At 60.9% G+C, this 13,438-nt stretch carries 12 protein-coding genes and 1 pseudogene; 5 read left to right on the top strand and 8 right to left on the bottom strand.

Features of this window, described 5'->3' with window-relative positions; genetic code table 11:
• The 3 genes from HMPREF1024_RS18675 to HMPREF1024_RS18685 form a co-directional block, all read right to left on the bottom strand.
• Window positions 1-1,113, bottom strand: a complete 1,113-nt coding sequence (locus HMPREF1024_RS18675) for a class II histone deacetylase (RefSeq protein WP_009308089.1) — start codon at window positions 1,111-1,113, stop codon at window positions 1-3.
• Window positions 1,114-1,129: 16 nt separating this feature from the next.
• Window positions 1,130-2,302 (bottom strand): MFS transporter, encoded by a 1,173-nt coding sequence (locus HMPREF1024_RS18680; protein WP_009308088.1) that lies wholly within the window; start codon window positions 2,300-2,302, stop codon window positions 1,130-1,132.
• A gap of 117 nt (window positions 2,303-2,419) precedes the next feature.
• Window positions 2,420-3,103, bottom strand: a complete 684-nt coding sequence (locus HMPREF1024_RS18685; RefSeq protein WP_009308087.1) for a LuxR family transcriptional regulator — start codon at window positions 3,101-3,103, stop codon at window positions 2,420-2,422.
• 425 nt (window positions 3,104-3,528) lie between these two features.
• Between HMPREF1024_RS18685 and HMPREF1024_RS18690 the strand changes: the two genes are divergently transcribed.
• The 4 genes from HMPREF1024_RS18690 to HMPREF1024_RS18705 all read left to right on the top strand — a co-directional run bounded on the left by HMPREF1024_RS18690 (window position 3,529) and on the right by HMPREF1024_RS18705 (window position 8,174).
• Window positions 3,529-4,716, top strand: a complete 1,188-nt coding sequence (locus tag HMPREF1024_RS18690) for an anaerobic sulfatase maturase (RefSeq protein WP_009308086.1) — start codon at window positions 3,529-3,531, stop codon at window positions 4,714-4,716.
• Window positions 4,717-4,759: 43 nt separating this feature from the next.
• A complete protein-coding gene (locus HMPREF1024_RS18695) occupies window positions 4,760-6,493 on the top strand; it encodes an arylsulfatase (protein WP_002892764.1) in 1,734 nt (577 codons plus the stop codon).
• A gap of 87 nt (window positions 6,494-6,580) precedes the next feature.
• A complete protein-coding gene (locus HMPREF1024_RS18700; protein ID WP_009308085.1) occupies window positions 6,581-7,357 on the top strand; it encodes an SDR family NAD(P)-dependent oxidoreductase in 777 nt (258 codons plus the stop codon).
• Between the two features lie 25 nt (window positions 7,358-7,382).
• Entirely contained in the window at window positions 7,383-8,174 is a 792-nt protein-coding gene (locus HMPREF1024_RS18705) for a MoaF C-terminal domain-containing protein (RefSeq protein ID WP_009308084.1), read from the top strand.
• Window positions 8,175-9,393: 1,219 nt separating this feature from the next.
• Here the strand turns inward: HMPREF1024_RS18705 and HMPREF1024_RS18710 are convergent.
• The 4 genes from HMPREF1024_RS18710 to HMPREF1024_RS31210 all read right to left on the bottom strand — a co-directional run bounded on the left by HMPREF1024_RS18710 (window position 9,394) and on the right by HMPREF1024_RS31210 (window position 12,803).
• The gene (locus tag HMPREF1024_RS18710) at window positions 9,394-10,347 is read right to left on the bottom strand and encodes an aldo/keto reductase (protein ID WP_004147443.1); all 954 of its coding nucleotides are present in this window, start codon (window positions 10,345-10,347) and stop codon (window positions 9,394-9,396) included.
• A 128-nt stretch (window positions 10,348-10,475) separates the two neighbouring features.
• Window positions 10,476-11,252 carry an ABC transporter substrate-binding protein gene (locus HMPREF1024_RS18715; protein WP_002892707.1) on the bottom strand — a complete coding sequence of 259 codons (777 nt, stop codon included), beginning with the start codon at window positions 11,250-11,252 and terminating at the stop codon, window positions 10,476-10,478.
• A gap of 19 nt (window positions 11,253-11,271) precedes the next feature.
• Complete coding sequence (locus HMPREF1024_RS18720) at window positions 11,272-12,450, bottom strand: M20 aminoacylase family protein (protein ID WP_004176999.1); 1,179 nt, start codon at window positions 12,448-12,450, stop codon at window positions 11,272-11,274.
• A gap of 215 nt (window positions 12,451-12,665) precedes the next feature.
• The gene (locus HMPREF1024_RS31210; protein ID WP_012737575.1) at window positions 12,666-12,803 is read right to left on the bottom strand and encodes a hypothetical protein; all 138 of its coding nucleotides are present in this window, start codon (window positions 12,801-12,803) and stop codon (window positions 12,666-12,668) included.
• Between HMPREF1024_RS31210 and HMPREF1024_RS31205 the strand changes: the two genes are divergently transcribed.
• Window positions 12,766-12,891, top strand: a complete 126-nt coding sequence (locus HMPREF1024_RS31205) for a hypothetical protein (protein ID WP_016831715.1) — start codon at window positions 12,766-12,768, stop codon at window positions 12,889-12,891. The two genes, HMPREF1024_RS31210 and HMPREF1024_RS31205, sit on opposite strands and share 38 nt — an antisense overlap.
• Before the next feature lie 64 nt (window positions 12,892-12,955).
• Here the strand turns inward: HMPREF1024_RS31205 and HMPREF1024_RS18725 are convergent.
• Window positions 12,956-13,412: pseudogene (locus HMPREF1024_RS18725) on the bottom strand (RcnB family protein).
• Between the last annotated feature and the right edge of the window lie 26 nt (window positions 13,413-13,438).

The following is a 13,438-nucleotide window of genomic DNA, read 5'->3' as shown; positions in this document are numbered from 1 at the left end:
TTATAGCAGGCCAAACTGCTGCGCCAGCCGATCGATGGCCTGGCGCTGGAACTGCGCGAATGCGGCGCGCGGCTGCTGCTGAATAAATTCCAGCAGCGGATCCTGGACCTCAGTGCGGATGCCGCTCAGGGCTTCCATCACCGCCAGGCCGCAGAACGGCACGTAGGATTCGGCGTAGCCGCCCTCGTGCACCATCACCAGTTTCCCGCCGCACAGGCGATCCGCCGCCTGCTGGACCTGTTCGGTCATCGCCCGGAAGCTATCGCTGTGCAGCTGCATCCGCGCTAATGGATCCATGGCGTTGGCGTCATAGCCGCAGGCGATAATAATCAGCTCCGGCTCAAAACGCGCCAGCGCCGGAATAACGATAGTTTCCAGCGCATAGCGCCAGCTGTCATCCCCCGCCCCGGCCAACAGCGGAATATTGATGTTGTAACCTTCGCCCGCGCCCACGACGCGATCGTCCTCGCCGGCGTAGCCCGGCGGGAAGCAGCCGTCCTGATGCAAGGAGATAGTCAGTACGTCGTCGCGCTGCAGGTAGATATGCTGGGTGCCGTTACCGTGGTGAACATCCCAGTCAATGATCGCCACCTTGCCCAGCCCCAGCTGCGCTTTCGCTCGCTCGACGGCAATGGGAATATTGGCGAGGAAACAAAATCCCATCGACTGGTCCGGCAGGCAGTGGTGTCCGGGCGGGCGCGACAGCGAATAGGCGTTATCCAGCTCCCCCTTCAGCACCGCTTCCACCGCCGCACAGGCCAGCCCGGCGGAAAGACAGGCGATTTCATAACTGCCCGGCCCCAGCGGCGCCTCTTTGCCGAGCATGCCGCCGCCGTTATCGCTTATCGCCTTGAAGCGCTCCAGATAGCTGTCGGGGTGGATCCGCCGCAGGTCCTCAAGGCTCGCCGGCGCCGCGCTGCGCAGCGCCAGCTGCGGCGTCAGCCCGGAGACATCCATCAGGTTTTTCATCCGCCGTTTGGTCTCTGGCGATTCAGCATGACCGCCGCCGGCGGGCGGCTGTACCCACCCGCCCACCGGCAGCGTCACCGCGTGCAGACCGGTACTGTGCCAGAAACAACGTTCATCAAAAAAGAAACCGGTTTTTCTTTTCACTCTATCCTCCCGTGGGCTAAGCCTTCCCGGCGGCAGATGCCGCCACAATTAAAATCAGTGACAGCAGCGCGCAGACGCCTGCCGCCGCCAGCAGCGGGTCGGCGCTGGCGAAGTGTTGCAGTAAGGCCCCCGCAAGCGCCGGGCCAGCCGCCATGCCGCCGCCGATCACCAGATTGATGCTGTTCATTAGCCGACCGCTGTTATCGAGCCCGGCCACGCGGGCGAGAATAAAGGGCAGCACGAAGGTCCAGGTGAACTTAAACAGCAGCGCCGCGATGGCGTAACGCACCAGCAGCGGCTGGCCGATCAGCAGCCCAACGCTGACGATCAACAGGCCGTAGCCCAGCCACACCGGTAAACGATCGGCCCGCCGGGTGCCGCGCAGGGCCGCGCCGCCGGCGCCGATAATGCCGCAAACCGTCGCCGCCGCCAGCACCAGACCGACCTGCGTCGGGCTCAGCCCCGCCGCGCTGCCGATGGTGCCGATAAAGGTCCACACGGCGCTGAGGCTGATATAGAAAGTGAGCACCGCCAGCACCGCCAGCGCCTGACGCCACAGCGCCGTCGACGGCTGCTGGCGGGAGACTGAAAGCGGTTGAAAGCGCGGAGGGAAAGCGGATACCAGCGGCAAACAGCAGAGCATGATGGCGGCGAGGATCAGATACACCACCTTCAGGCCAAAGGTCGCGAACAGGCCGGGCAGCGCCAGCAGGCCAAGCATCCCTAACAGCAGTTGCCCGAGCACCCAGAAGGCGTAGACCCGCGACGGGTTCGGCGTTCCGGCCGCGCAGCTGATGCACAAAATCATCAACGTGCCGCCCGCCAGCGAGGCGATAAAGCGCGCCGCCAGCAGCGTCTCGTACTGGGTGACCACCGCCGAGGCGAGGTTGGCGGTCAGAAACACCACCCCGGCCATCAGAGCGACCCGCCGCCAGTCGAGGCGGCTCATCCACCACCACGCCGGGAGCGTCGCCAGACTCATCGCCCCCAGCTCCGCTGAGAACAGCCAGCCGATCTGCCCGGGTTTTAGCTGCCATTCGCTGGCCAGCTGCGCCGCCACCGCCGGCGCGGTCATCAGAATACCCGGCGCAATAGCGGCAAAAATCACGATCGCCGCCAGCAAACGCAGGGACACCACCAGCCCGGCGGGCCGGGAAAGCGCATTTTCAGTGAGAGGTGTACTCGACATCGTAGGGCGTGCTCCGGTCAAAAAAGCCTCCCCCCGGGGGATCCTCCAGGGAGTGATACCCACAGGCATCAGGAAAACGCCGTGCTGCCACGGCGCGCGCGGGATGCGAAAGTCAGATTACAGATGCAGCGTACGCTGAGCGGCCGGCATCCAGGTTCGGGAAACCAGTTCGGTACGATTGACCACTTCGGTCTTGGCGAAAATATTGCGCAGGTGCGTTTTTACCGTCGAGAGCGAGATATCCAGCTGGCGGGCAATCAGCTTATTGCTGGCGCCTTCGCGCACCATGCCGACGATTTCCCGCTCTTTCGCCGTCAGGATGGCGGGCAGATCATCTTCTTCCTGCAGGCAGTCGCGGATGGCCAGCTCTACCAGCGGCAGCACCGCCTGGGCCCGCTGGCGCTCTTCGCTGGAGAAAGGCACGTCGCGCATCAGCGAGATACCGGCGACGATCCGCCGCTCGCGGCGGATAAAGATCTCGGTCATGTCGCGCACGTTATTCGGCAACATAAATTCATGATAGTAATGCCGGTTGCGGTCGCAGAGCCGCGGCGTCATCGCCGCCACGGTGGTGTTCTGGTGGCTAAAGTGCGACGGCAGAAGCGGATCCAGCGGCTGGAAGTTTTCCAGATATTGTTGGTGCGTATTATCGGAAATATTATGCAATATATAGTTTTCGGGTTTTAAACGATTATTTACTCGATAAAACACCGCTGAAGTTAGTGGAATTAACTGGGAAATAGTCTGTAAACAACGGGCTATTATCGCATCATTATGGCTGGCTTTTAACAAAGCAGACATGATAGGGCCTCCCCGTTGAGATGATGGTACATGACACATGGATGACTACTGATAATTGAAGCATACATTTCACATTTAAGTAACACAATCATTAACATATTAACAATGTGATAGCCGTTACAAAATTTTCAGCAATACATTGTTATATAAAGCATTTAAAAAACACCCCGGCCATGCTTTACGATAGCGGCGTTAAAACATAAACAAATAAGATTAACACCCGGCGTACCTGCCCCTGGTGATAAAAAAACCCTATTCCCGACGCGTGATTCTCATCCTAAAGAACGATGGATTTTTGTTTTTTTTCACTTATACCCTTAACAGGATGCATTTAATTTTCGCCGCGGCTTAATCATGTGATTACGCCTGACCCGCTGTTGCCAAAATAATATCAACAGTACCGGTCATTAACCGAGGATAAGCCGATGCTGAATATCGCCGCCCTGCGCCAGCAGCAAATTCCGCTGGCCGCTGAGCCGCGCTCGCCGGTGCCGTTTCATATTCTGATGAAGCCGATTGGCCCAGCCTGCAATCTCGCCTGCCGCTATTGCTATTACCCGCAGGACGAAACGCCGGTCAACAAGATGGATGACGCGCGGCTGGAGCAGTTTATCCGCCGCTATATTGCCGCCCAGCCCGCCGGCGCGCGGGAAATCAACTTTGTCTGGCAGGGGGGCGAGCCGCTGCTGGCCGGCCTGAGCTTCTACAAAAAAGCGCTCGCCCTGCAGGCACGCTATGCCCCCGACGGCGTGACTATCAGCAACAGCCTGCAGACCAACGGGACGCTGATCAACGACGCATGGTGCCGACTGTTCCGCGAACATGGCTTTATTATCGGGTTGAGCCTCGAAGGCAACGAAGCGCTGCAGGACTACCATCGTCCGGATAAACGCGGCCGGTCGACCTGGTCGGCGGCGCTGCGCGGCATTGACCTGCTCCATCAGCATCAGGTGGACTTTAATCTGCTGGTGGTGGTGCATAACGAGATGGCGGCCCACGCGGCGGCGATTTATGACCGGCTGGTCAGCCTCGGCGCGCGCTATCTGCAGTTTCAGCCGCTGATGAGCGAAGGCGCGGCCCTGCGCGAAGGATACCAGCTCAGCGCCGATAACTGGGGACGTTTTATGGTCGGCATCTGGCGACAGTGGCGGAAGCGCTGCGATAGGGGGCGGGTGTTCGTTATCAATATCGAACAGGCGTGGGCGCAGTATTTCACTCATACCAGCGGCAGCTGCGTGCACAGCGCCCGCTGCGGCAGCAACCTGGTGATGGAGCCCGACGGACAGCTCTACGCCTGCGACCACCTGATCAACGCCGAACATCGGCTGGGCCGCCTCGATGAGCAGACGCTCGCCGCCGCGGTCGACGCCTCGGTGCAACTGCCGTTCGGTCAGCAGAAAAGTCTGCGCCGCGAATGCCAGACTTGCTCGGTAAAAATGGTCTGCCAGGGCGGCTGCCCGGCGCATCTCAACGCCGCAGGCAACAACCGCCTCTGCGGAGGCTACTACCGCTTCTTTAGCGACATCCTCGCGCCAGTACGCCCCTTTTCCCGCGACCTTAATGGCCTGAAGGCCTGGCGGGCCGCGTTTGTTGGGACTGCGCATACTGCGTAGCGCCTTACCCTGATGATATCCCCCCTGAACAGGAGAGTAAGTCGTGAACAAAAAAGCCATGGCCGCGGCGGTCAGCATGATCCTCGCCGGTGGCGCGCACGCCGCGCAGCAGGAGCGTCCAAACGTCATCGTGATTATCGCCGATGATATGGGCTACTCGGACATCAGCCCCTTTGGCGGCGAGATCCCCACCCCCAATCTGCAGGCGATGGCCGAGCAGGGAATGCGCATGAGCCAGTATTACACCTCGCCGATGTCGGCCCCGGCGCGCTCAATGCTGCTCACCGGCAACAGTAACCAGCAGGCTGGGATGGGCGGCATGTGGTGGTACGACAGCACCATTGGCAAGGAGGGCTACGAGCTGCGGCTGACCGACCGCGTCACCACCATGGCCGAGCGCTTTAAAGACGCGGGGTATAACACCCTGATGGCCGGTAAATGGCACCTCGGTTTTGTTCCCGGCGCCACGCCGAAAGATCGCGGCTTTAATCACGCCTTCGCCTTTATGGGCGGCGGCACCAGCCACTTTAACGACGCGATACCGCTGGGGACCGTTGAAGCCTTCCACACCTACTACACCCGCGACGGCGAGCGCGTCTCCCTACCGGATGATTTTTACTCCAGCGAAGCTTACGCCCGCCAGATGAACAGCTGGATTAAAGCGACGCCGAAGGAACAGCCGGTCTTCGCCTGGCTGGCCTTCACCGCCCCTCATGATCCCCTGCAGGCGCCGGACGAGTGGATTAAGCGCTTCAAAGGCCAGTATGAGCAGGGTTACGCCGAGGTCTATCGCCAGCGCATCGCCCGCCTGAAAGCGCTGGGAATTATCCATGACGATACCCCGCTGCCGCATCTGGAGCTGGATAAAGAATGGGAGGCGCTAACGCCAGAGCAGCAGAAATATACGGCGAAAGTGATGCAGGTGTATGCGGCGATGATCGCCAATATGGACGCGCAAATCGGCACCCTGATGGAGACGCTGAAACAAACCGGGCGCGATAAAAATACCTTGCTGGTCTTTTTAACCGATAACGGCGCCAACCCGGCGCAGGGTTTCTACTACGAATCTACCCCGGAATTCTGGAAGCAGTTCGATAACAGCTATGACAACGTCGGCCGCAAAGGATCATTTGTCTCCTACGGCCCCCACTGGGCCAACGTCAGCAACGCCCCCTACGCCAATTATCACAAAACCACCAGCGCCCAGGGCGGCATCAATACCGACTTTATGATCTCCGGTCCCGGGATCACCCGCCACGGTAAAATCGACGCCTCGACGATGGCGGTGTATGACGTGGCGCCGACGCTATATGAGTTCGCCGGCATCGATCCGAACAAGTCGCTGGCGAAGAAGTCGGTGTTGCCGATGATCGGCGTCAGCTTTAAGCGCTATCTCACCGGCGAAGTACAGGAGCCGCCGCGCGGCAACTACGGGGTTGAACTGCATCATCAGGCGGCCTGGGTCGATGGCGAATGGAAGCTGCGACGGCTGGTGCCGCGCGGCCTCACCGCCGGCGACGCGCCGTGGCAGCTGTTTAATCTGCACGACGACCCGCTGGAGACGCATGATGTCGCGGCCGAACATCCCGATCGGGTCAAAGCCATGAGCGAGGCCTACGAGGCATTTGCTAAGCGCACCATGGTTACCAAAGCGCAGGGCAAAATGATCGACTACGTCGGTATCGATAGCAAAACCGGGCGCTATCTGGCAGTCGACCCCGCCACCATGAAGCCGGTGCCTGCGCCGCAGGCGATCCCTGTGAGCGAGATCCATTAACCACCACGGCTATCGTTCTTCCGGGCGATAGCCGGGACCTGACGCGCTTTTTAAGGTAATCGGAAACCCCATTACAGGAGAGTGCGGATGGCGAGAGTCGTGGTAATTACCGGCGGTGGAACCGGAATTGGCGCCGCCTGCGCGCGGCTGATGCGCGCCGCGGGCAACCGGGTGTTTATTACCGGACGGCGCGAAGCGCCGCTGCAGGCTGTCGCTGATGAGACCGGCGCCACGGCGCTGGTGGGCGATGCCGCCGACGGCGAGGTGTGGCGCCAGCGGCTGCTACCGGCCATCCTCGACCAGACCGGCGGGATTGATGTCCTCATCTGCAGCGCCGGCGGGATGGGCAACAGCCCCGCCGCCGAGACCAGCGACCGCCAATGGCGCGAGGCGCTGGACGGCAATCTCACCAGCGCCTTCGCCAGCGTTCGCGCCTGTCTGCCTTCGCTGATTGCCCGCCGCGGCAATGTGCTGTTTGTCGCCTCCATCGCCTCTCTGGCCGCCGGGCCGCAGGCCTGCGGCTACGTCACCGCCAAACACGCTTTAATCGGCCTGATGCGCTCCGTCGCCCGCGATTATGGCCCCCAGGGGGTACGCGCTAACGCCGTCTGTCCCGGCTGGGTCACGACGCCGATGGCGGATGAAGAGATGCACCCGCTGATGCAGGCGGAAGGGCTATCGCTGACTGAGGCTTATCAGCGGGTCTGTCGTGATGTTCCGCTGCGCCGCCCCGCCAGCCCCGAGGAGATAGCCCAGGCCTGTCAGTTTCTCTGCTCTCCGCAGGCCGCTATCATCAGCGGCGCTACGCTGGTCGCCGACGGCGGGGCCAGTATCGTCGATGTTCCCACTCTGGCGTTTGCCTAACGCCCTACTCTGTTCAGGAGCCCCTATGACTTCAGAAGCCGTATTTATCCAGGTCGGCGCGCTGGCCGATGGTTTTGCGCCGCACGGTAACCTGCTGGCTACCGCCAGCCTGCCCGCAGGCGAAAACTTTACCTTTTATGTCGCCGGGAGCGAGCCGCAGCAGCTGGTTATCGAAGATGAGCAGACGCTAAGCTGGAACGGCAAGCGCGCCCCCTGGCGGGCGACCGCCCTGCGCCCGGACATTCTGTTTATCGACTTCCTTGACCCGGAGCGGGATAACGCCAGCATTAGCGCGGTATGCAACCTGACGCAGCGCAATGCCACGCTGGTATACGGCCAGCTGCCGGACGAAGCCGCCGCGCGGCTGGACGCCTTCAGCCGGGTAGAACAAGGATTGCCGCTGACCGCGGTTGAGGCCCGTTTCGTCTTCGCCCGCCTGGATGCCCAGCCGGGGCCGCTGCCGGGCTTTACCACCGCGCTGGTCGGCATGCGCAATCAGTACACCTATAGCCCGACCGAGCGCTATGAGCACATCTATCTCAACGACAATTTTTACGCCTGGCAGTGTCTGGACGGCGTGGAAAAGGGGCTGGCGGATGTCGATCGCTGCCACTATGTGCAGGTGGCTGAGGATCTCTATTTGTTCGTCTGGCGGGAGAAAATCATTCCCACGCTGGGGGTGATCCTCATCGATCTGCAGCAGATGCGCACTGACGGCAAGATCATGGGCTATCAGGGCAGCGATTTCGGCGCCCTCAGCAATTTTCCGGTCGGCGCCAGCGCGAAGATCCTCAACGTCACCCGCCATCAGGAATAGTAGGGCGCCGCCGGGCACGCTTTCAGGCACCGCACCCGTCATTTCGCCGGGTGGCGGCTGCGCCTTACCCGGCCTACCGGGGCCTCTCACAGGCTCACACCTCGCAGGCCAGGTAAGCGCAGCACCACCGGGCGATGCTATCAGGCACAGAGCCGCTTTATTGCCGGGGCCCTCACAGGCTCACACCCCGTAGGCCCGGTAAGCGCAGCGCCACCGGGCGATGCCATCAGGCACAGAGCTGCTTTTATGCCGGGTGGCGGCTGCGCCTTACCCGGCCTACTTGTCCGGCTCCGACTGTCTGTAGGCCCGGTAAGCGCAGCGCCACCGGGCGATGCCATCAGGCACGGAGCCGCTTTATTGCCGGGTGGCGGCTGGCGCCTTACCCGGCCTACCGGGGCCTCTCACACGATCACACCCCGTAGGCCCGGTAAGCGCAGCGCCACCGGGCGATACCATCAGGCACGGAGCCGCTTTTATGCCGGGTGGCGGCTGGCGCCTTACCCGGCCTACGGTCCGTAGCAGCCAGCCGTTAACTTACCCACATGTGCGACTGAAACTGCCGGTGTTGCGGCCTCAACATCGCTGAGACGTTCCCGGAAGGCCGGGGCAGCCCGCATGGATGCGGGCTGAGGGCCGTGTTTTGCACGGACGCTGCCTCGGCCCGACCCGAAGCCTGCAGGGATAAGTCGAAGGTACCGCGCAGCGGCGATGTTGCTGGCCGGAGCCCGGGGGTACAGGGGGCGGCGGCGACTGGCCGCCCCCTGTGCGCTCCCTGCACCTTGACTGCCATAACGCAGACAATTAACCGGGAGCGCAATCGGCCCGGAAGTAACATAGAAGCTGTAGCCCTGCTAAGCGCAGCGCGGGCAGGGACATTTCCGGTTGCGCCGTTATTTTGCCGGGTGGCGGCTGGCGCCTTACCCGGCCTACCGGGGCCTCTCACAGGCTCACACCCCGTAGGCCCGGTAAGCGCAGCGCCACCGGACGATGCCATCAGGCACGGAGCCGCTTTATTGCCGGGTGGAGGCTACGCCTTACCCGGCCTACCGGGGCCTCTCACACGATCACACCTCGTAGGCCCGGTAAGCGCAGCGCCACCGGGCGATGCCATCAGGCACGGAGCCGCTTTTATGCCGGGTGGCGGCTGGCGCCTTACCCGGCCTACGGTCCGCGTCATGTTTAGCCTTCCCCCCTCTCCCCGCCGGGAAGAGGGATTGCCTCAGGCGCTGGCGCCGTCCAGCCGCGCCACTTGCTCCGCGCTCAGGCTCAGCGCCGCCGCGCGGGCAAAACTCTCCACCTGAGCCACGCTGGTGGCGCTGGCGATCGGCGCGGTCACCCCTTCGCGGCCGATCAGCCACGCCAGGGCAACCTCAGCCGGCTTCGCGCCCTGCTCGTCCGCGACCGCCGCCAGGGTATCGATAATCCGCATGCCGCGCGGATTCAGGTACTTACCAATCCCGCTTCCGCGCTGGCTCTGTGTCAGATCCGACGGCTGGCGGTACTTACCGGTTAAGAACCCCGAGGCCAGGCTGTAGTAGGTCACCACCCCGATATCGCGGCTGACGCAGAGATCGCACAGCGCACCTTCAAACGCAGAGCGGTGGTAGAGGTTATATTCCGGCTGCAGCACCTGCCACGCAGGCAAGCCGCCCTTACGCGCCACCTCCAGCGCCCCCGCCAGCTGCATCGCATCGAGGTTAGAGGCCCCCATCGCGCGGATTTTTCCGGCCTGCTGCAGGCTGTGGAAGGCCTCCAGCGTTTCCGCCACCGGGGTTTGCGGATCCGGCCAGTGGGAGAAGTAGAGGTCGATATAATCGGTATTCAGGCGACGCAGAGAGTCGTCAACCGCCTGTTGGATCCAGGCTTTGCTGAGCCCTTTATGGCCGGGGAGGCCGAGATCGGAGCCGACTTTGGTGAAAATTTTGACTTTATCACGCATGCCGGGGCGCGCCTGTAGCCAGCGGCCGATTATGGTTTCAGATTCGCCGCCCTGGTTGCCCTCCGCCCAGCGGGAATAAACATCCGCCGTATCGATAGCGTCAAAACCGTGGTCAACGAAAGCATCAAGAAGAGCAAAACTGGTTTTTTCATCGATGGTCCAGCCAAAGACGTTGCCGCCAAAGACTAATGGGGCGATGGAAAATCCGGTTTTGCCCAAAGGACGTGTCATCATGCCGAGTACTCCTTAGCTTATATTCTGCTTCCCTCAGGTAACCACAGGGGTCAGGAGAGGAGGTCGATTGGATAATCAGAAAAGGAATCTTACGGCGGGCGCTCCACGCCCGCAGGTACACTCTGACATTATGTCCCGGAATAAACATCAAAGCTAAAATATTTGCCAGCTAATTTTTTATAGGTGCCGTCGGCAAGAATCTTCGCAATCGCGCCGTTAATTTCCTGACGCAGCGCCTCATCGTCTTTACGCAAACCTATCGCCGCCCCGGCGCCAAACAGCGTATCGTCCTGCAGATGGCCGCCGACAAAGGCGAATTCCTTACCCTGCGGCTGCTGCAGGAAGCTGTAGTCGGCCATCATCCCGGAGAGCACCGCGCCGTCGATGCGCCCCGACTCCAGGTCACGCACCACGCTATCGGCCCCCTGGTAGGCCACAATGTTTATCCCCTGCGGCCGCCAGTGCTGGTTAACATACGTCTCCTGCGCCGAGCCCTGCTCCACGCCGATGGTTTTGCCCTTCAGCTGTTCCGGCGTATTGCCTTGCAGGGTATTTTTACGCGCCACGAGGAACACCGGTCCGTTATACAACTTGTCGCTAAAGGCAATCTGCGCTTTGCGCTTCTCGGTCATGTACATCCCGGAAAGGATCGCGTCGAATTTACGCGCCTTCAGCGCCGGGATAATGCCGTCGAAATTGCTTTCCACCCACACGCATTTCGCCTGCAGCTGCTGACAAATGGCGTTGCCTAAATCGATATCAAACCCCGCCAGCTTGCCCTGCGGATCTTTCCATTCAAACGGCGCGAAAGTCGGGTCGACGCCGAAGCGGATCTCCTTTCCCCCTTCGGCCAGCGCCGACGTCGACGCCATTAATGCCAGCCATAGCAACAGTGATTTTTTCATTCGCGTTCTTCTCCAGAGATTAGCGACAGTGTTTTTCCACCAGACGGGCGAACAGCGTCGCGCCGATGGTGATAATGTCATCGTTAAAGTCGTAGCCGGGGTTGTGCACCATGCAACCGCCCTTCTCCCCTTTCTCGCCATTGCCGAGCAGGAAGTAGCTGCCAGGGCGTTCACGCAGCATAAAAGCGAAATCCTCGCTGGCGTTCATCGGCGAGACCGACTCCAGGACCCCTTCGCGGCCAAACACCTCCAGCGCCAGCGCCCGGGCGAAATCGGTCTCTTCAGGACTGTTGGTTAATACCGGATAGGAGTCGTAAACCTCCACTACGCTGCTGGCGCCATAGCTTTTGGCGGTAAAGTCAGCGAGCTCGTGAATACGCTTGATCAGCAGGTCGCGGATTTCCGGCTTCATCGCCCGCACGCTCAGCTCCATCACCGCGCTCTCCGGAATGACGTTGGAGGCGATACCGGCCTGGAAGGTGCCGACGCTGACCACTGCCGTTTCTCCCGGCGGCACGTTGCGCGCCACAATGCTCTGCAGGGCCATCACCAGCGCCGCACCGGCGACGATCGGGTCGACGGTGCGCTCGGGGTGGGCGCCGTGGCCGCCGTAGCCGGTAATCGTGATTTTGACGGTGTCCGCCGAGGCCATGAAGTTGCCGGCGTAGAAGCCCAGCTTGCCTACAGGCAGGCCTGGCATGTTGTGCAAGCCAAAGATGCGTTCGCAGGGGAACTGCTCGAACAGGCCGTCTTTAATCATTAAATCCGCGCCGCCGATAGCCTCTTCCGCCGGCTGAAAAATCAGATGCACCGTGCCGTTGAACTGACAGGCCGGCGAGGCGATATATTTCGCCGCCGCCAGCAGAATGGTGGTGTGACCGTCATGGCCGCAGGCGTGCATTTTTCCTGGCGCCGTGCTGGCCCAGGGTAAACCGGTGGTTTCCTCGATCGGCAGGGCATCCATATCGGCGCGTAAACCGATGGTGCGCGGAGAATCGCCTTTGCTCAGGCTGCCGACCACGCCGGTCTTGCCGAGACCGCGCGTCACCTGATAGCCCCACTCCGTCAGCTTGCTGGCGACCAGTTCGCTGGTATTAAACTCTTCAAGACTTAATTCCGGATTGGCATGTAAATAATGACGGATAGAAATCATTTCCGCTTCCGTCGCTTTAATTTCTGGAATTACATAATCACTCATGCCGCTCTCCGGGAAATAAATTAAGGACTTATCACGGTATCGCGATGAAAAGTTTATGCAAGCAGCATTTCTAATACCTGGAATCGACGCATCTTATTTAATAATCCACTCACCACAGCGCAATGAATAATAAAAATAGTGCAATTAAAAAATAAAAGTTTATTTTTTTGAGAATTTCCCGTTATTTACCCTACCCTGCACGGCCACATCCAGCGTTATATAAAATAAACGGGCAGACAATTACAGAGGCTTTTCCTTCTCGCTATCGTTGCGCTGGCGGGCTGCAGCGCGCCGATCGCCGCCGCTTCCAGCGGCGTGGCGTCAGATACCGCCTCGTTGCTCTCGAAGGTCAACGTTTATCATCTGACCGAAAAAGAACTGTCCACCCAGGCAACGATCAATGGTTATAAATACTGGCCGGATGCTGCGCTGGATCCGTAGCTTTCCGCGAGTGCGCCATCGCCGGATCAGGCTTTTCCTGACCCGGCGTCGCGGAGCAGCGCATTTAGTGGCCGAGGGCGCCACTTACCAGAATCGAGGTGATGATCCCGGTCGCCGCGGCGATCAGCACATAGTTACCGTCGATATAGGACCAGTGATGGCCTTCCGGCGGGGGCGGCAGGCCGCGGTCGCTCCAGTCGCGGACGCGATATTCATCGCCACGGAACGGCGCCGGAGCCGGGTGGCCTTTGCGGAAATCGTTCCCGCGCCAGGCGAAATGGTCCTGCTCATGACGTGCCAGATCGCGTTTGTCATGGCCGTCGCGATCCGGGCCACGCTGGTCATGGTCGCCCTGATGATGCGCGTCAGGTCCGCCCTGCGGTGCATGCCCGTCATGGTCCGGACCGTTCTGCCACACCGTGGGTTGCCCCCGGACGATGGCCGTCGTTCGGGCCATCGGCAAAGGCCGGGACGCTCAGCACACAGGATAAAATTACTGCCAGAGAAATCATCTTTTTCATGGTACACCTCCTGATTCAGCTCCTTT

This window comes from Klebsiella sp. 4_1_44FAA (assembly GCF_000238715.1).
GTDB lineage: Bacteria > Pseudomonadota > Gammaproteobacteria > Enterobacterales > Enterobacteriaceae > Klebsiella > Klebsiella pneumoniae.
This window is presented reverse-complemented; position numbering and strand designations above follow the sequence as displayed.